The sequence below is a fragment of the Gammaproteobacteria bacterium genome, assembly GCA_029882975.1.
Taxonomy (GTDB): domain Bacteria; phylum Pseudomonadota; class Gammaproteobacteria; order SZUA-152; family SZUA-152; genus JAJDNG01.
In genome coordinates, this window is record JAOUJW010000027.1 from 1 (window position 1) to 18,178 (window position 18,178).

The 18,178-nt window shown below is 48.2% G+C and carries 16 protein-coding genes and 1 pseudogene; 4 read left to right on the forward strand and 13 right to left on the reverse strand.

What is annotated here, in order from left to right; genetic code table 11:
• Positions 1-130: 130 nt before the first annotated feature.
• The 5 genes from OEY58_16970 to OEY58_16990 all read right to left on the reverse strand — a co-directional run bounded on the left by OEY58_16970 (position 131) and on the right by OEY58_16990 (position 3,141).
• Positions 131-763, reverse strand: coding sequence for a trimeric intracellular cation channel family protein (locus OEY58_16970; protein MDH5327152.1), 633 nt, complete (start codon positions 761-763; stop codon positions 131-133).
• Complete coding sequence (locus OEY58_16975) at positions 760-1,356, reverse strand: hypothetical protein (protein ID MDH5327153.1); 597 nt, start codon at positions 1,354-1,356, stop codon at positions 760-762. Before OEY58_16975 ends, OEY58_16970 begins: the two co-directional genes overlap by 4 nt.
• A 38-nt stretch (positions 1,357-1,394) precedes the next feature.
• Complete coding sequence (locus OEY58_16980; protein ID MDH5327154.1) at positions 1,395-1,805, reverse strand: VOC family protein; 411 nt, start codon at positions 1,803-1,805, stop codon at positions 1,395-1,397.
• A gap of 104 nt (positions 1,806-1,909) precedes the next feature.
• Positions 1,910-2,470: a GNAT family N-acetyltransferase gene (locus OEY58_16985; protein ID MDH5327155.1), complete on the reverse strand. Its 561-nt coding sequence runs from the start codon at positions 2,468-2,470 to the stop codon at positions 1,910-1,912.
• A gap of 191 nt (positions 2,471-2,661) precedes the next feature.
• Positions 2,662-3,141 carry a GNAT family N-acetyltransferase gene (locus OEY58_16990; GenBank protein MDH5327156.1) on the reverse strand — a complete coding sequence of 160 codons (480 nt, stop codon included), beginning with the start codon at positions 3,139-3,141 and terminating at the stop codon, positions 2,662-2,664.
• 142 nt (positions 3,142-3,283) lie between these two features.
• Between OEY58_16990 and OEY58_16995 the strand changes: the two genes are divergently transcribed.
• Positions 3,284-5,071 carry a hypothetical protein gene (locus tag OEY58_16995; GenBank protein MDH5327157.1) on the forward strand — a complete coding sequence of 596 codons (1,788 nt, stop codon included), beginning with the start codon at positions 3,284-3,286 and terminating at the stop codon, positions 5,069-5,071.
• 97 nt (positions 5,072-5,168) lie between these two features.
• Positions 5,169-7,640 carry a DUF4105 domain-containing protein gene (locus OEY58_17000; GenBank protein ID MDH5327158.1) on the forward strand — a complete coding sequence of 824 codons (2,472 nt, stop codon included), beginning with the start codon at positions 5,169-5,171 and terminating at the stop codon, positions 7,638-7,640.
• Here OEY58_17000 and OEY58_17005 read toward each other — a convergent pair.
• The 5 genes and pseudogenes from OEY58_17005 to OEY58_17025 form a co-directional block, all read right to left on the reverse strand.
• Positions 7,615-8,619, reverse strand: a complete 1,005-nt coding sequence (locus OEY58_17005) for a tetratricopeptide repeat protein (GenBank protein MDH5327159.1) — start codon at positions 8,617-8,619, stop codon at positions 7,615-7,617. The genes OEY58_17000 and OEY58_17005 overlap by 26 nt on opposite strands.
• Positions 8,616-9,893: an AAA family ATPase gene (locus OEY58_17010; GenBank protein MDH5327160.1), complete on the reverse strand. Its 1,278-nt coding sequence runs from the start codon at positions 9,891-9,893 to the stop codon at positions 8,616-8,618. The genes OEY58_17005 and OEY58_17010 overlap by 4 nt, the downstream gene beginning before the upstream one ends.
• 226 nt (positions 9,894-10,119) lie before the next feature.
• Positions 10,120-10,914: a universal stress protein gene (locus OEY58_17015; GenBank protein ID MDH5327161.1), complete on the reverse strand. Its 795-nt coding sequence runs from the start codon at positions 10,912-10,914 to the stop codon at positions 10,120-10,122.
• Between the two features lie 99 nt (positions 10,915-11,013).
• Positions 11,014-12,042 (reverse strand): annotated as a pseudogene (locus OEY58_17020) (sulfite exporter TauE/SafE family protein).
• A 10-nt stretch (positions 12,043-12,052) separates the two neighbouring features.
• Positions 12,053-12,310, reverse strand: coding sequence for a hypothetical protein (locus OEY58_17025; GenBank protein ID MDH5327162.1), 258 nt, complete (start codon positions 12,308-12,310; stop codon positions 12,053-12,055).
• Between the two features lie 188 nt (positions 12,311-12,498).
• Between OEY58_17025 and OEY58_17030 the strand changes: the two genes are divergently transcribed.
• The gene (locus tag OEY58_17030; protein ID MDH5327163.1) at positions 12,499-13,392 is read left to right on the forward strand and encodes a LysR family transcriptional regulator; all 894 of its coding nucleotides are present in this window, start codon (positions 12,499-12,501) and stop codon (positions 13,390-13,392) included.
• An 83-nt stretch (positions 13,393-13,475) separates the two neighbouring features.
• Positions 13,476-13,916: a CZB domain-containing protein gene (locus tag OEY58_17035; GenBank protein ID MDH5327164.1), complete on the forward strand. Its 441-nt coding sequence runs from the start codon at positions 13,476-13,478 to the stop codon at positions 13,914-13,916.
• An 18-nt stretch (positions 13,917-13,934) separates the two neighbouring features.
• On the opposite strand, the gene OEY58_17040 is transcribed toward OEY58_17035, so the two are convergent.
• The 3 genes from OEY58_17040 to OEY58_17050 all read right to left on the reverse strand — a co-directional run bounded on the left by OEY58_17040 (position 13,935) and on the right by OEY58_17050 (position 18,108).
• Positions 13,935-14,498, reverse strand: a complete 564-nt coding sequence (locus OEY58_17040) for a Spy/CpxP family protein refolding chaperone (protein MDH5327165.1) — start codon at positions 14,496-14,498, stop codon at positions 13,935-13,937.
• Positions 14,499-14,614: 116 nt separating this feature from the next.
• The gene (locus OEY58_17045) at positions 14,615-17,461 is read right to left on the reverse strand and encodes a response regulator (GenBank protein MDH5327166.1); all 2,847 of its coding nucleotides are present in this window, start codon (positions 17,459-17,461) and stop codon (positions 14,615-14,617) included.
• Between the two features lie 206 nt (positions 17,462-17,667).
• Positions 17,668-18,108 carry a GNAT family N-acetyltransferase gene (locus OEY58_17050; protein MDH5327167.1) on the reverse strand — a complete coding sequence of 147 codons (441 nt, stop codon included), beginning with the start codon at positions 18,106-18,108 and terminating at the stop codon, positions 17,668-17,670.
• Positions 18,109-18,178 lie beyond the last annotated feature (70 nt).

Sequence of the window (18,178 nt, forward strand, 5' to 3'; positions counted from 1 at the left end):
TATGAGGCCTAAATTGTCAATTGCTTCGTTGAAAAACTTGAAAATATTCCCGATATTCCCTGCGTTTTTCGCCTCGCACTTACCAATTTATTCCTCATCTCTGCTCATTCAGGAATTAATCAGAGGTCCCCTAAGATTTAAAACGAAACCGAGGTAAACAAAGATCAAAACGAATCGCCAATAAACGCGCAACAAATATTCCCGTACCCGACACGATCGCCGCCACAGTGGCATCCATGTGGACAGCCAATAGTCCGATAAATAACAAAGAACCGCCCCAGGATACAGTAGCATACAGCTGACTTTGGAAGACCACGGGCTTCTCATTACTCAACACATCACGAAAAATACCCCCCATAGTTCCGGTTATCACCCCCATAAAACTGGCAACCAACCAGGGCGCTCCCACCATTAACGAAACCAATGTCCCGGCAATACCAAAAGTAGCCAATCCGGCTGCGTCAGGAATCAGGAAAAACTTCGGAGAAATAGCAACCTTTCGAGCCACAATAAACATCGCCACGGCGCTAAGCAAGGAAGCAATAAAAAACATCTGGTCCTTAATCCAAAACACGTCCCTATCCAACAGCATGTCACGCAGAGACCCCCCCCCCAGCCCGGTAACCAGACCAATCATAATAACACCAAACAAATCAAATTGATTAAATCCGGCCTTGAGCACACCGGAGGCCGATGACACTATAACGGCAATAAGGGTTATCCAGTACAAACTCTCAACAAGAACCGGAGTGGGATCTATCATGTGCGCTCCCAAAGCTTACGTCTACGATGAATAATTACGATGATCAAAGCAAAACATGCCAGCGCCACAGCTGCAGGAAACAACACCGTGGTCCAGGAGTATTGTTCCAAAGCCAGCACCACCAGTGTATTGCGTAGAAGCATGATAACAAAAAAACCAACACTTTCATTCATAGGAGAATGAAAAGCTTTACGAAAAGTTGGACCAAACCCGAGCAAATCCACCAATGTTAACACCACAACCGCCCATAGCGGTTCTGAAGTAACAAACCACAAGGGTAATGACGATAAGGCCAACAGAAAAAATAGCCAGTCGGCTGCCGTTATGCTGTCATCGGCTTTCTTATGATAAGCCAGCAGTGCCACCACCAAGGTGATCACACCTGAGATTCCAATGGGCCAGGCGCCTATCCCGCCATCTGCCGCCAGCTGGGCCAGAAACACTACAAATGTAGTGCCGGCCCAAATTATCCAGGAAAACACATGCGGTCGGGTTCGTCCCGACAAAATGCTGCGAATATAAGGAACAAAAGCGACAACGGTCAAGACAATCGCTGTGGTGGTAAAAATTCCTTTAAAAAACAGCAGTTCCATCCTTTCACTCAATACCCTTTTTCAAATGGGTAGAGCGACTATCCGTTTGTCCCCGGCCAAATGAACTCGATCCGGTTACCACTGGGTTCATAGCACATCATATGCCGGGCAGGCCCTTGCCCCAACAACTCCGGGGCAAACTCAATAGATACGTGATGCGCCATAAGACGTGCATACACGGCCATGAGATTCTCTTCGCTTGCCACCGTTAAGGCCAAATGATGTAACCCTACATTTTTATTCTTATCAAACACTACAAAAGGTTCAACTTTTGTATGCCACAACGTAATCATAACGGAACCGTCACTAACAAAAATGGCGGGATAATCTTCTCTACGCTTAACCTCTCTCCAACCGAGAATAGAGGTAAAAAACGCTGCACTGTCTTCCAAACGGAAAACCGTCAAACCAATGTGATGAACGCCCTTTGTTAAAGCAGAAACCGACATCGCAGATCCTCATGTAAAAAAGCGTCACGTTATCATAATCTCTATCACAGCGACAGACATGCATTTCTTAACAGTGCCGTACGAATAAGGATATCGTAGAGCGCTTAATTCCTGAATTCAGATTTCAACAGCCCAAAGCACTTTAGATTGACGTATTGGCCTTTAATATATAAACAGTCTCGTCGAACCCCCTCCTCCTTGAAACCCAACTTTAACAACACTTTTTCTGAAGCCTGATTTCCGGGCATGGTATCGGCCTGAATACGGTGCAACGACCCACAAGGCAATTGCCCCAGAAATGCAGCTTGAACTATTCCCTTTACAGCCTCAGTCGCAAAGCCCTTACTCCAGTATTCTGGCATTAGATCGTATCCGATACTGGCATTGCGCATAGCTTCATTCCACGAGTTGAATCCGCATGTACCTATGAGTTTTCCGTTCTGAGGTAGCCGAATGGCCCAGCGAATTCCCGACGCCGATTGGTAACGGGAGTGAAACAACTGCAACAGGTTTTCAGCCTGCACGACATCCTGAAAGACCTCTAAGTCATAATACTTGACCACCTCTGGCGTAGAAAAAAGCTCAAATACCGATCCAAGGTCTGAATCGTGGATTTCCGTCAGATGCAAACGTTCCGTGGTCAATTCCGGAAAAGACTCTATCATCTGGCTCCCTTATCTCTCTTTGTCAATTCACTAACCCATGTTTATTCGACTGCGTTTGAAGCCAATCCAAAGACAATAGCCGGCCTTTAAATGGTAGCTAAGGAAACTATTTCGGTACATTACCCATCACCTAAGGACTGCCTGAATATAAGGTCATTTTGGCATATCGCCCATCAGTAAAGAAATATCGTTCACTTTCCGAAAGACAAGTCCTTCACCATGACAGATCCGAGCTCACCACACCACTCACAGGGCTCCACTATTTGCCAACCCATGGACTCATACCAAGATTGCCGATCCAGAGTGAATAAATGCAACCGCGCCATTGCCCGGCGCTTGGCTTCTTCCTCTATGGCAACGCACAATTTCCGTCCGACTCCCCGCCCTCGAAATTCAGCGCCCACAAACACGCCTCCCAACCAAGGTGTAAGATCCTCGCGCCCAGGCAGGTCCTCCACACGTAATGCTGCTGTGCCCATTACCTGATTCTTCTTGTGAGCCACTAAAGCTAAAGGCAGTTCGGACATATTGCAATGAGCCAACAGCTTCTGCTTTCTGTCAGCTAAACTTCCATCAACGCCTAAGGGACGCCAATGTGCATAGATCCATTGCGCCAGAGGCAAAATCATTTGCTGATGCTTTGCAAGATAGGCTATTTGTATATCTGCCATATTCCTCTTACCCGACCATAATACCAAAGTACTATGGTAACAACCCTACTACTACCTATATATACTAGCCTGTCTGATCGGTTTCAGACATACTCTACCATGCCTATACTTACGTTATACAATCGGCTGAGATTAGTACTGTATGCTGTCGTCTGGATTACCACCCAAAACCATTATGCTACTGTGCGTGGCGATTGCTCCACTTGGCGTCAGCGCCGGCCCCTTCACCGCCAGCGGCGACTTTTCGGCCAACTCTTTTGGCAATACTTATAAGCGTAGCACCAAGCCTGCTGTGGACAAAGTCATTGTATTCACGAAAAACTCTGCGGAGGTGACCGCGGAAACGGCACGCAACTCGTATGAACACTCCACCAAACCCGCAACCGAGTACACCACTCAGGCCACGGAGAAAACGACAAAACAAACAACTCGTATAGCCGATAAAAGCGCTAAATTTACCGGAGAAACCGCTGAGGCCAGTTATGAACATGCGATCAAACCGGCGGTACAATTCACTCAACGGACCGCAGAACAAAGCACCGAGGTTACTAAGAACACGGCCGAACAAACCACGGAGGTGGCCAATAAGGCCAGCCGCTTCACCGGCGAAACCACCGAAACCAGTTACGAGCATATCATCAAACCGGCAGTAGAGTTCACTCAACGCACCGCCGAGCAAAGCACCGAGGTCACCAAGAACACGGCCGAACAAATTACGGAGGTCACCCAAAAAACCGCTGAACAAACCACAGAGGTAGCCAACAAAGCCAGTCGGTTTACCGGCGAAACCGCTGAGGCCAGCTATGAGCATGTGATCAAACCGGCAGCGCAGTTCACTCAACGCACCGCCGAGCAAAGCACCGAGGTCACCAAAAACACAGCGGAACAAACTACGGAGGTCACCCAAAAGACCGCTGAACAAACCACAGAGGTAGCCAACAAAGCCAGTCGTTTCACCGGCGAAACCGCTGAGGCCAGCTATGAGCATGTGATCAAACCGGCAGCGCAGTTCACTCAAGGTACCGCCGAGCAAAGCACCGAGGTCACCAAGAACACGGCCGAACAAACTACGGAGATCACCCAAAAAACCGCTGAACAAACCACAGAAGTGGCCAACAAAGCCAGTCGTTTTACCGGTGAAACCGCTGAGGCAAGCTATGAGCATGTGATCAAACCGGCAGCGCAGTTCACTCAACGCACCGCCGAGCAAAGCACCGAGGTCACCAAAAACACAGCGGAACAAACTACGGAGATGGCCAACAAAGCCAGCCGCTTTACCGGTGAAACCGCTGAGGCAAGCTATGAGCACGCCATTAAACCGGCGGTGCAATTTACTCAACGTACCGGCGAACAAACCACTGAGGTCACCAAAAATACGGCCGAGCAAACCACAGAGATGGCCAACAAAGCCAGCCGCTTTACCGGTGAAACCGCTGAGGCAAGCTATGAGCACGCCATTAAACCGGCGGTGCAATTTACACAACGTACCGGCGAACAAACCACTGAAGTCACTAAAAATACAGCCGAGCAAACCACCGAGTGGGCCGCCGACGCCGGAGCCTATACCGCTAAAACAGCGCGTAAAACGGCTGACGCAACCACAGAAGCCGCAAAGGGTATGCGACAATCCACCAAACAGACCAGCGCCAAACTGGATGCGACCCTGGAAGATACGACTCAAATCACCTGGAAAAACTACGAGGTCCGCCTGATGGATCCCGATATTTCCGACCAGTTGATAAAGGAAGCGTACGCGTTTACCGGTCCTTTACTGCAGCACATGGCCGGAGAGCTTGACGTAGCGCCAACGCTTTTGGCACGTACAATCATTAATTCGGCACCCAAACAGGCAAGCCGCTCTCAATTAAAACGCTTGATGATGTATATCATCCCCTCATTGCGGACTCACTTTGGCTTTCATGCTACCTAAGTTGCGCCTGGACTATATCCTCATGTGTTTTCGGCGTTTGTCATCGCAATGGCTGCCAGCCTTAATAGGGAGCCTATGTGCGACATGGAGCCTAAGCGTGACACCCATAGCCCAGGCAGGGACTATAGATCAAAAAAATGTAATATCCACCTTACGCAGTTACGGTTTGGAATTGAGCACGTGGGACTGGAACATTAATCAGTTGCAAAGCATGGTCGACCTTCTCCATTCTCTACCACCCAAACTCACAATTCATCACCACCGAAATTTCATACCAGCCGCAGTCGATATTTCTATCCCTGCAGACGCCGGTTATGAATTGATTCAAACCCGTATTCTGACCGCCCTTCTACACCAGTATGACGAACAGCATAAAGCCAGCGAAAGCGAGGCCTGGCACCGCATCAGCGGCTGGAAACGCCGCTGGTTTTCTTATGTGGCCGACAACCAAGACTCCCGGGGTTACGCCACGCCGGCAGGACTGAAAAATCCCCAGGAAGACTTTGTCAGCAGCGCTCTGGCTTTTATTTTACCGCGCCCCAGCACAATGGAAGCTTCGATTAAATGCCGCCTTCCTGAAAAATATCACTTTTTGAAACTACATTTTTCGGGATTCCAGTCCCCCTTGGACAGGGGGCTCTCCTGTCGGGATATGGATCAAGGGTTTTTAGATGATATGGAATTTTTTGACATTGTCAGCGGTAAACGCTTAGAGCTTGGCCCCATCAACACCCGTACCGTAAAAGGTTTTGAACTGTTGTATGCCACACCCGGAACTGCGGATGCTTCGGAAGTTGCCGGCCATCTATTGTTGCGTATTAAATTGAACAATAACCCGGAAGCTGATCGTCTGGGCATCGAAAATCCGAAAGATTTAGTGATTTCCTTTTTGGCTGACACTGAGAAAGGCGACGTCGTAAAGTCCAGCGGAAATCCCAACGAGGAACCGGACCGACTGGTTCCACAGCAATGCAAACGCAACTGGTTCAATCTGGTAAATGATGGCAGTAAAGACTTTAACGCACTGGATTCCATTTTTCAGTCCTTAAAAGGTCTTGCGGGTGGCTTTCTCACAGTTATGGACCGGCAACCCTTGGGGCTGGCGGTAAAAAAATATACGGTGGATGAAGACCGTAATTTGCTACGATATGAATTGCAATTATCGGAACAACAGAAACTCTCCCTGTTACGACGATTGTATCAAGCCAAAAAAAACTACAGAGCACAGTACTTTTTTTTCAACCAAAACTGCGCCTCCGTATTGGTTAAGGTAATCGGCCAAGGCTTAGGGAATGCCGTTATAGCGCAGTTCGATCCCTTGGTATCCCCGCCAAATGCGCTGGTGGGACTGTTCCTACGACAAGGCCTGGCAAAACCGGTATTTCCCTCTTTTTACAGTTATCGCCACAAAGCTTATTTGGCCCAGGAATTGATGCAGCAATCCTACAATAGACTCACCCAACTGGATTCTGCAAACCCCTGGCCCGATATCACAGCGCTACGCAGCCACAACGACTCCAAACGCAGCCGCGCACTCGATGCGGTTCACCGCACCGCGTCCACGGCATCTGCAACCTGGCCTCAGTACTATCAGTTTCTCAGCCTGGTGCAAGAAGCGGAAATGGCTTACGCCTATAAAGAATTAAACTGTGAGAACTACACCAGTGAGGTTGTTGCCCTGGCCAGGGAAAAACAAGCAGGCCTACTGGACAGGGGACTATCCTATCCCCTGCTACAAGTATCGATGGACGAAACTCTGTCCGCCGCCTATTTGGAACGAGAGCAGCAAATTCATAACAACGGAACCCCCCATACCAAGCTATTAACTCACAGTTTTGGCCTACAGCATTTCGACAGCCCGGCCGTATCCACCCTGGCATTGCAGTTAGAAGGTGCTTTGTTCAAACAGGACATGGGCTCTGACTCCAGTATCGCTATGCAAAAAGCCGGGCAGGTAGCCCTGGCGAATACCCATCTCAGTGTTTCCCCTGAGGGTCGTCTATTGGATTGGGGGGTAACGACACTACAGATTCGAAAATTCAAGCAACGTTTAAACTCTGTTCCCGGATATTTCACAACAGACGGGCGACTGGGTTTGGGTTTAAGTTTGCTCAAACTCAGCGGGGATAGAACCCAGGACTTATGGCACGGGACCTTACTGGGTGGCGAACTGCTGTTTAATTTGGCCTCATCCAAGAATTATCAAGACTATATTTATACGTCTGTCGGTATAGAATTGCATCGTCATTTACAACCGCATCACGCGTACACTCGACTTATGGCCCCTTTGCACATGGAGGCTCTAATGTCCTTCGGATCAAACAATCAATGGAAATGGCGTACTCGAGTGGATTATCGCCTGCCTTTTCAGGACAACATCAATGCAGAATGGGATATGGAAAGCCACTTGAGTTACCGTTTCAACAGTCGGGAAAGCCGAGATAAAGACAAATTGCTGATCAATATGGGGGTGAGTCGACAACGAAACGCAAATCATGACGATGCAACTCAGGTCGGCGGGTTCGATATGACCCGCGTACACATCAATCTGGAGATGAATTGGTGGTAACTGCTTTCGACTTTCGTTGTCGCACAAACTGCAGCGCCACCTTAGCCAAGAACAGCAACATGTAGATGAACGCAACCACTAAGACAAAGCGAATCATTTTTACCGGGTTATCTCCGGTGACCCAGGTAAAGAAAGCCATCAACACACCTAAAGCCAACAGCCATAAAGAAACAATACTGGTGATGCGCAGCTTACCCATGAAACCACGACGGTTCAATTGATCTTCATAAAAATAGCGCACCGCCGGATCTAACCGACTAAGAGCCTTGTCGCGATTCTGCAAAGGTTGATCCATGATTTCATGATGCACCAATTCGAACAGCTCATTGCGATAATCTTCATCGGCGGCATCAATCTTGACCGCCGCCAAATAATGCTCTGCCGCTTCCGCTATTTTGTTCTGTGCCTGAAGGCTCTTAGCCAAATTACTGTGTATTAAGGCATCTTCCGGATTATGACGCAACGCTTCACGGTAGTGGCTTTCCGCCTGCGCATATTTGCCGGCATTTAGGGTAAGATCGGCTAACAAGCGGTGCAAATCCGCATCTTCCGGGTCCAGTTCCAACGCCTGCGCCGCCGTGACCAGAGCCTGGCTCAACTGGCCGTTGTGGTATTGAGTCCAGGCCAGTGTGTACAAAATACCGCCGTCATCAGGCTCGATATTGGCTGCCGCCGTGGCACTTTTCAAAGCACCATCAAAATCATGAAATGCCAATTGAAGCCAACTTAAGCGATACAAAGCGTAGACATTGTTAGGGTTTAACCCTAAGGCATTTCTGGCATGTTTCAGCGCATTATCGTGTTGATCTAAGAAATAGTAGGCATCCGCCATTCGGCAGTGAAGCCAATCGTCATCCGGTGCTTGTGCCAGTGCCTGGCTCAATAAAGGCAGTGCTTGCTCATAGCGACCCAGCTCGATAAGGGCCTGAGCTTGATCCACCGCCCGATCCGCTAATAGTACGCCTTCCGCGTCACTCATAACTTATGCGTCTGCAGATAGTTAAGCAACTCATCGTACACACCACCTTCATTGGAAAACATGGCATAGTTTCTGGCCGTTTCAAACCAGGGTCTGGTACTGGGCAGTACATCACGCACGGCTTGCTTAAAATCATCCATATTGATAGGTCGGGCGATCCCACTGCTGATGGATTCATGCATGGCGTATTCGGCGGCCGATTCTACCAAATGTGCCAAATCAGCACCGGAATAGTGCTCCGTATTGGCAGCAATGGTAGTAATATCCAAACCTTCCACCGGCCGGTCCTTCAAATGATAATTCAAGATGGTCTGGCGCGCTTCGCGGTCCGGAGGTAGCACCAATACCATACGATCGAAACGACCGGGGCGACGCAGCGCGGTATCCACATCCCAAGGATGATTGGTTGCACTTAGCATAAAGACGTTGCGGTTATCACTCCCCACACTATCCATCTCCGCCAACAGCTGATTGACAATAGTGCGTCCGGCAGAGTGGCGCATATTACTGCGCTTTTGTCCCAATGCGTCAACTTCATCAAAAAACAGTACCGCAGGCGCTTTGCGTCGGGCTGTTTCAAAAATTTCGTGCAACCGCCGCTCACTCTCCCCAAGATACATATCCAAAACGTCGGACAATCCCACTGACATAAACGTCGCTCCCAGCTCACCCGCCAGCGCCCGAGCAATAAACGTTTTACCACATCCGGGCGGACCGTAAAGCAATAAGCCGCCCTGCAAACTTTTGCCGTACATTTTCATAATTTCCGGATTTCTCAACGGTGCCAAAAACGCCATATCTAAACGTTTTTTCACCGCTTCCATACCACCCACGTCATCCAGAGTAATTCTCGGCTCCAAGTCCTCCCACGGTCCTACAGTGACATTATCGTCATTCTCCACCACGCTCAGCTTATGAGGCTGTTCCGGCATACCTGCCGGTTTCGCTGCGTGCAAAGAAGTGACATTAGAGGAGGACTGATGCTTTTCTTCAGGTGCGAAGGGAAACTCCGTGCGCTCACCCAAGGCGACAAGCAATTGTCGATAACCTTGGGCTTTTTCTTCGTTAGAGGTATGCTCGGCAGCCTCAGCGGCACCGCGCAGGGCCTGCAAATTGGCCGGCTGGCGCGCTAATACAGCGTCAAACTGTAACGCTGCCTCTTCAAATCGCTCTGCTTTCAGTAACAAATCACCCACATGCAGACGCATGCCCCAATCGTCCGGGTTACTCTCCAGGGCGGTTAGCAAGGTATTAATTATGCTGTCTACGCTCATTGTTTCGTCCAAGGTTTTTCATGGGGTATTAGTCATTATTATCGAACCTAGTTTGCAATGCTTAAGTCAAACCGCGCTATTGTTTTTACCAGAAAATGGGACGAGGTACACGCTTTTAATGACAGCCCAAGGCAAGAAACTGGGGAAGCATCTGGAAGAATATAACCTGACCCGGTGATCACCGGATCAGGTTGTGAGGGATAGAAAAGATCGAGAGAGACCCCTTTTACAGCTTAACCACCAACACGGGACATTCGGCCTGACCAATAACGCGTTCGGACACGCTACCTACCAACAAGCGTTCCAAGCCGGTGCGGCCATGACTTCCCATGACAATAAGATCAGTACTATGATCTTTAGCACATGCCATAATTGCTTCATCCGGACGACCAACACGCACATCCACCGCCACTTTCACATCCAGGTTTTCTAATTGGGCCTGATGTTGGGATGCCAAAGCCTTGGCGTCATCCAACTGGCTTTCATCAGTTGCCACGGAAATAATGGTGACCGGTGCCGGGCATTGTTTTACCAGATTGACAACAGTAGCTGCCGCCTCCTGGCTGTTGCGAGACCCATCCACAGGCAACAATATACCATTACCTTTGATAGCCGTATTACGTGGCACCACCATCACATTGCTATGAGTATGCCCAATGACTTTCTCAGTGGTACTGCCGATCATGGCCCTTAGCAAATCGGCTTTGTCACGCCGCCCCATGACAATCATATCCATGGCACTGGCATCAGCCTGATCCACGATTTCCGTGTAGGGGTCATCGCCATGGCCCAACAGAATTTCGCATTCAACCCCGACCGCTTCCGCTTTAGCACGAACCGCCAGCAAACGATCCACCACCTCTTTTTTCTCCTGTTTGTGAACCGGCTCTGCCAAAGGAGATTCTAAATCCGCTGTCGCCAACACACTGAATGCAAACAATTGCGCATTACAACGTTTGGCAATATTGATCGCCTCATCCATCGCGCTTTCGCTGTATTCAGTACCATCGCTTACCAACATAATACGCTCTAAACGTCCACTGGGTGACAGTTGCCGCTCTGGAGTAATAATCGGCGCAGAGAACGTACCTACAGCGACATTCTCGGCGGCCAGTTTCTGCCGATGTTCCCGCATACCTTTGAACAATGCATTGAAAACAATCACCGCTCCGGCGGCAAGGGCAAAAATCAGCAGACCAAAACTTAGATTTTTCAGGAAAGTGGCCGTCGCAGGTGCCAAGGGATCGATCTTACCCAACTCCGACAAATACACCGGAATCACCACAGCACGACTGATCAGGGCCAGCAACATAATCACACCCATTACGATTTTAACCATGTAGGGTTTTACATAGGTGGTACCAATGGCGCCCAGCTGTACCCCAAAGAGAGACCCGGCCAAGATGATCATCGCCAGGCGGATATCCACAAAACCGGCCCAGGCAAATTTGATCGTGCCGCCCATCCCCATCACGAACGCAATCACCAGCTCCGTGGCTGAAGCGACTAACCCCGGCACCCCTAATACATACATCATGGCCGGCACACCGATAAAACCGCCTACGGCAATGGTGGCTGCCAACATACCCGTGGCAAACCCAATGGGAAGTGTAAATAACACGGAAATACGCGCATCGATGGATTTGAAGTACATCATCGTACCGGGAATGTGTACCGACTGAACCCATTGCGCCAGTTTGGTCTTTTTCTCGGCATCCGGGTTTTCTGAATGATACATTTTCCAGGCATCACGCAATACATACCCACCCACAATTGCCAAGACAACAACAAATACCGTGGATACATACAGATTGGAACCGGCTTTGCCAAAGGCTTCGCGAATGCCCTCCTGCACTCCGGCACCGTACAACACCCCGGCTTCAGCAGAAATACCCAACACAATACCCAGCTTCACGTCCACTTGGCCGAACTTGTGCCGCTTCATAGCGCCCACCAAGGCCTTGGGAAATTTATGCGCCATATTGGAAGCGACAGCCATGATCGCAGTCACCCCCATATTCATCATGGCTGGAGTGAGCACGAAAGCACCACCGGAGCCAATGAACCCGCTAACCAAGCCGCCAACGAACCCCACCAAAAATAGAAAAATCACACTCCCGGCGCCTAAATCGATAAAACTCACTTCCATTTCGAACCCCTCACTTCTTCGTGGTTTTAGCTTTTACGCCGAATAGATCCCAAAAATGTCCGGTGAAATTACCGTGTACAATGGAAAATACGAAAGCAATGCTGACAGGAATAAAGAAAAACCATTGGCCTTTGCGGGAATACTCCAAAATTTGCCCATTAAAGTAATACAAGAAAAAATACAAAACCACGCTGAGACCGCCGTAGCTTACGGTTCGAATCAACAATGGAGTCATGGAAGGTGTTATCTTCCGTACCAGTCGCCGCATAATTTTTCCTATTTTATTTGCAATTACAATTAATTATGATTTTTCGTGACAGCGAAAATGACAAAAAGCGAGGAGGAACAAAAGTTCTGCTACAATCAGTTTTTATAGTGCACTGTCAAATCCCAGCAGACATTCTAAATTAATAAATTAGTATTTCCTAATGAATAGATTTACCAGAACATTCCTATATGGAATATAGTAGATTGCCAGATGTTCGCGGCTGGGCCGCCTTGCGTGCCGTTGTGGAAAAGGGTGGCGTCAGTGCAGCCGCCAAAGCCCTTGATGTAGGACAACCCGCAATTACCAAACGTCTACGCGCACTGGAACAATGCTACGGAGCCAATCTTACTGAAAAAGTGTCAGGACGTCTGAAACTGACCCCGGCGGGCGAGAAAGTCTATCTATTGGCAGTACAAACTCTGGATCGACAAACCGCCTTGCAAGAGGAATTGGTGCATATGGCACAGGGCTCGGATACCTTGCGCTTGGAGGTTACCTTCTCTATCGGCGAACACTTACTGCCGGATATTCTGTTACAGTTTGCTGAGCTGTATCCCGCTTACACAGTGCAAACCCGCATGGCCTATAGCCGCAACATCCAAGACCACCTAGCCACCGGGCTGGTTGATTTGGCCCTGGTTGAAAGCGCTCCGGAACACCCGGACGTCCTGGTGCAAAAATGGGAGGATGATGAGCTATGGTTGGTTTGCAGCCCACACCACCCCTTGGCGAATACAGAATTATTACCTCTGGAACAATTGTGTGACATCAGTTTCGTATTGCGGGAAAAACGCTCCTCGGCACGAACAGCTTTGGATAAGGCGCTTATAGGTATCGGTATGGGGCAATTGAAAATCGCAATGGAAGTCGGCTCTACCGACACCATCGTGGAAATCCTGTCCCGAGGTAACCATGTGAGTTTTCTACCCCGCTTTGCGGTGCAAAACGAAGTCAAAAAAGGCGAATTATTTCATATAAAAGTCAAAGGTTTCCGTATTATGCGAACCCTGTGGATTGCCCGCCACCGCAACAAACTCAATCATCCCGTGGCCGAAACCCTGATAAAAATGTTACATAATTAAGAATATCTGAATCTACTAATGTTTTAGCTTATTGGGACGATACCCTACTCCAAGAATGCATTGCGAAATATAAGAGGTATCGCATGAGCCTGATAGATTGGTTAAATAAGAAACTCTCCGGTGATAACTCGGCCCAATTGAGCTTCAAAGAGGGCGAGGAAGAATTTGCCGGCCTCAACTTAAAGGAAGTTTTGAATGCGCACTTGGCCTGGAACGAACGCTTAAAAAACTACCTAAACAATACCAGCGATGAAGACCTGGACGTACACCAGATTGCACCTGACAATCTGTGTGTATTGGGAAAATGGATATATGGCCCCGGCAGTGCTCAGTTTGGAAAACTTGCCGAATTCAATGAGCTAAAACAAACCCATAAAAAATTTCACCTCACGGCAGGCGAGATTGTTCTCAAACACAATGAGGGACAGCAACACGAAGCTGCTACCATGCTGAAAGGACCGTTTCGTTCCTTATCCGGTCATATTCAGCTCAACCTGGTACGCCTGTACGCTTCCGCAAACTAAACCCCGAACAAGTTTGTATTAATGGGCATGTGAATGGCTGTGATTATGACCACCGCCTTCAGTGTATCCTCGCAAACGATCATACTGATGTATTTGGTTTGGTGTTAACACCGCTTTTTGCTGCAAATGGGCGCCCAAATGCGCTATTCGTAACTGAGCTTGCAAGGACCCGATTTCCGTTACCAGAGACTGTAGCTGCTCTGCAGACACTGTGCCGGAGGCAAACGCCTGATCCAGACGTTTTTCTGTTGCTACGATTTTTTCTCCAAGGGATACTGCCCTCTTTTTCATTGCATTAAATATGCTTTTAGACCGTTGTATTTGTTCCGGGGTAAGCTCAAGCCCCTCGGACAAATCCAACACATGGAGGGGGCCAGGGTAGTGGTTCAATTCCGCCGCTTTAGCAAAGCCCATGCCTTTGCCATGCAAATAACCATCAATCTCCTCTGATGATAATGCTTTAATTTGCCGTTTTTGCTGGCCTTTGTAGGGCATGTGATTTTCTGCTGCACCTGAAAAAGATATCGAAGCCCAATTCAGCACTGCTGTTGCCATCGCTATAAGAACCACTTTTTTCCGCATTGTCGCCCCCCGTATTAATTCCGCATTGCAACAATCGCATAGCGGCGATTACTGCATATTAGTCCCGACTACATCGCCGAAAGTTCCCGCATTTCAATCAGGGAGAATTCCGAATGTTATTTAGCTTTAGCAATAGGACGATCAGAATTCAACAACCATTTCTCTAAAATCTTCAACAGCAAATCCTGCTTTAAGGGCTTACTTAAATAGTCGTCCATACCTGCGTTTAGACAGGCGTCTTTGTCGCCTTGCATCGCGTTAGCCGTTAAGGCAACAATGGGTGTATGATGACTCTTTCCTTCAAATTTTCTCACTCTACGGGTGGCTTCGTACCCGTCCATAATGGGCATTTGACAATCCATAAATACCAGTTCATATTCTTTTTCCAGTATGAGACGATAGGCTTTCTCTCCATTATCAACGACATCCGCTAGGCAACCGAACTTTCGCAGCATACCCAACAATACTTTTTGGTTGATTAAATTATCCTCCACCACCAAAATGCGGCGCTGTACGCCAAAATCCGCCACATTGGCTTTGCTTTGACGTTGGGAGTAAGGCACATAGCCTTGACTGACTACGGAAACAATATTGTCAAACAGCACACTTTGACGAACCGGCTTACTCAGAGTGCAGTTTATTTGTATATCGTCACCAAACCCTATGGCACCGGATGTGAGCATAATAATTTTGATCTCTTCATACCCTTTCCAGGCTCGCACTCTACGGGCCACTTCGGTGCCATCCATTCCCGGCATCATCAAGTCCAGAAGAATTAAGTCATATACTCTATTCTGTTTTTCAGCTTGCTCTATTTTTTGTAAAGCGTCAAAACCGTCCTCTGCCGTGTCATAACGGATATCCCAAATCTCCAGATGATGTTGCAGTATCATTCGGTTGGTTTTATTGTCATCGACGATTAATACCATCAAGTGCTGGAGATTTTCATTCAACTCATAACCAGGCACACTTAAGACCGACTTGGCCAACTTCACGGTGAACCAAAAACAACTGCCCTTTCCTTCCTCTGAGTCTACTCCAACTTCACCACCCATCAGCTCCACCAGTTGTGCAGAGATAGTCAACCCCAGCCCGCTGCCACCATAGGTCCGGGTGGTAGCACTATTCGCTTGGGAAAAACTTTCAAATATCAACTCACGGGCATGCTCAGGTATTCCTATCCCTGTGTCTTGTACCTCAATGTAGATCGTGTCCTCAGAGTCTGAAGTAGCGACAAGTTTGGCACGAATAACTATCTCTCCCTGATCGGTAAACTTAACGGCATTACCGACCATGTTGCTTACGATTTGTCTGAGTCGCGTCGGATCACCTCGAACCATAACGGGCACATCCACCCCAATATCGCAAGCAATTTCCAAACCTTTAGCGTGAGCCCGCCCTGCAAATAAAACACTGACTTCTTCGATTAGTTGACACAAATTAAAATCAGCTTGTTCCAACGACATTTTTCCGGATTCAATTTTGGAAACATCCAATATGTCATTCAGCAATATGAGTAATGTTTCTCCCGAGTTCTTGGCAATCTCCACATGTTCGCTCTGTTCCGAGTTGAGTTGACTGTCCTCCAATAAACTCAACATTCCAAGCAAACCGTTCATCGGGGTACGTATTTCATGGCTCATGTTGGCCAGAAACTCCGATTTGGCCCGGGCAGCTTCCAAAGCACGATCGCGCGCCTGAGCCAGCTCTTCGGTCCGCGATTCCACCAGCACTTCCAGATGCTCTCGATGTTTTTTGAGCTCCAAGCGATTCAATTCTTGTTCCGTAATATCTTGCACCGTACCCATACTAAATATCGGTTTCCCTTGTTCGTCAAATTTGGTCTCACACTGCTCTTGAACGTATTTAATACTACCGTCGTCGAGCAATAATCGATGCACAATACTGTAAGGCTCGCGAGTTTGTAGAGAATTCACATAAGCAGCATTAACCTCATCCCTATCCTCAGGATGGATGGCCTGCAGAAAGGCTTCATAGGATGCTCCAAATTTGTTGGAATCGATTTGAAAGATTCGAAAAATTTCAGGAGACCAATGTAGATGACTGGAAACCAAATCCAGTTCCCAATGCCCAATCTTGGCCAGCCGTTGCGCCTCTACCAAGCGAACTTCGCTAATACGTAATCGCTTTGCAGTACTTATACGCTCGCTGATATCAACAAAAGACACCACAGCACCCACCAGTCGACCATCACGCCGCAGTGGGGTAGAGCTATATTCGACCGGCACAAGGCTGCCGTCAGCTCGGAGAAATTCTTCATAATCTACACGAATGCGCTCACCCCGGGTTAATGCCCGCTGAATCGGACACTGCTGCCAGGAATGACTATCCTCGGCGTGATGAGAATGAGTCACGGAGTGCATATCCTTGCCCAGCAAATCTTCGGCTTTTTCATAACCCAAAAGTGTCAAACAGGCAAAATTAGCAAAACTGCATTTACCATGTGTGTCAACGCCATAAATTGCACCACAAGCCGTTTCCAGTAACAGCTGTATATCTTTGGGACTTATCTCAGCTTCCAATATTGACTTTGAGCCACGAAATCGCAGTAACATTGCAACAAGCGCCCACAGTCCCAGCATCACCGCCAATGCCCAACGCCATGTCGAATCGTTATCGTGAAAACCACTAAATCCCAACACCAAAGATTGGCCATTCCTCAACGGATGAATCATTGGCGTTATGCCGGGTAATGAGCCTTGAATTTCTGTCACGGTAGGCGTGGTTGGGGCAGAATCTGTGTCTAATGTGTTAACCAGCACTTGTCCGTCAGCTGCCAGCACATAGGCATATTGAAATTTTTTCGTGTTGGAAACGGCTTGTACCAATGTCTTTTTAATAGCCTGAACGTCGCCGCCTTCACGCTCTATACTTTGGGCCAGAATATTCATAGTGGCATCGACCCAATCGCGGCTCTGTAATGCGGTTTTTTGTGTCCACATACTGTAAGCAAGTAATGTGAGCCCACAAAAAAGGCTAAGCGAGATGACACTACTCGATTTCATATAGATCGCAGAATCCCTTGAAAATTGACAACCCTTTGCGGTTTGTTTCTATATTGGCATCTTCCATGGAATTTTTAGCGAAATCGAGGCCTTAGGTGTAATAATTTCCTTAAATTTTAACTACCTGTCCCTTAACGGTTTATCTACTTTGTCCTCCCCCATTCAAAACCCAGTTGTTTTGCAAAATGGTAACTAAAAATGTGCATATCCTGTTTGAAATACAGTTTGTGGGCCCTGAAACGCTGAACCCCGGAATCCAAGTGGAACACTCGACATTGCTGTTCCCTGGCGTAGTTTTCCAGCCACTTTAACATGGTTTCTCCATGGCCTTTGCTGCGGTGGGTTTCCAGCGTTGCCAAGTCATCCACATATAAATGTTTCCCCAGGGCCAGATTTAGACCAATGCGAAATCCAGCAACACAAACAACTTGCTTCTCTGCCTCAATGTACGCCAAACGGTATCCGTGTTGCATCATCTCCGGTACCAGACGCATGAATTCTTGCCTGCTGACCTCCGTTCTGAGACTTCTCATGGTCTCGTAACAGGCGCCCAGCTCATTCTCGGTCTGTGCTAGTTTTACCATAAATCCCCCGAAATGCACTCCAACTGATTCGAACTTGGGTCGCCAGCCGGGTCTGTGAATGGAAATCTGA

Excerpts from the sequence above, each read along its gene's own strand:
- OEY58_16970 (MDH5327152.1), bottom strand. The coding sequence starts at position 763 with ATGATAGATCCCACTCCGGTTCTTGTTGAGAGTTTGTACTGGATAACC.
- OEY58_16975 (MDH5327153.1), bottom strand. The coding sequence starts at position 1,356 with ATGGAACTGCTGTTTTTTAAAGGAATTTTTACCACCACAGCGATTGTC.
- OEY58_16980 (MDH5327154.1), bottom strand. The coding sequence starts at position 1,805 with ATGTCGGTTTCTGCTTTAACAAAGGGCGTTCATCACATTGGTTTGACG.
- OEY58_16985 (MDH5327155.1), bottom strand. The coding sequence starts at position 2,470 with ATGATAGAGTCTTTTCCGGAATTGACCACGGAACGTTTGCATCTGACG.
- OEY58_16990 (MDH5327156.1), bottom strand. The coding sequence starts at position 3,141 with ATGGCAGATATACAAATAGCCTATCTTGCAAAGCATCAGCAAATGATT.
- OEY58_16995 (MDH5327157.1), top strand. The coding sequence starts at position 3,284 with ATGCTGTCGTCTGGATTACCACCCAAAACCATTATGCTACTGTGCGTG.
- OEY58_17005 (MDH5327159.1), bottom strand. The coding sequence starts at position 8,619 with ATGAGTGACGCGGAAGGCGTACTATTAGCGGATCGGGCGGTGGATCAA.
- OEY58_17010 (MDH5327160.1), bottom strand. The coding sequence starts at position 9,893 with ATGAGCGTAGACAGCATAATTAATACCTTGCTAACCGCCCTGGAGAGT.
- OEY58_17015 (MDH5327161.1), bottom strand. The coding sequence starts at position 10,914 with ATGTTGGTAAGCGATGGTACTGAATACAGCGAAAGCGCGATGGATGAG.
- OEY58_17025 (MDH5327162.1), bottom strand. The coding sequence starts at position 12,310 with ATGCGGCGACTGGTACGGAAGATAACACCTTCCATGACTCCATTGTTG.
- OEY58_17030 (MDH5327163.1), top strand. The coding sequence starts at position 12,499 with ATGGAATATAGTAGATTGCCAGATGTTCGCGGCTGGGCCGCCTTGCGT.
- OEY58_17035 (MDH5327164.1), top strand. The coding sequence starts at position 13,476 with ATGAGCCTGATAGATTGGTTAAATAAGAAACTCTCCGGTGATAACTCG.
- OEY58_17040 (MDH5327165.1), bottom strand. The coding sequence starts at position 14,498 with ATGCGGAAAAAAGTGGTTCTTATAGCGATGGCAACAGCAGTGCTGAAT.
- OEY58_17045 (MDH5327166.1), bottom strand. The coding sequence starts at position 17,461 with ATGTGGACACAAAAAACCGCATTACAGAGCCGCGATTGGGTCGATGCC.
- OEY58_17050 (MDH5327167.1), bottom strand. The coding sequence starts at position 18,108 with ATGGTAAAACTAGCACAGACCGAGAATGAGCTGGGCGCCTGTTACGAG.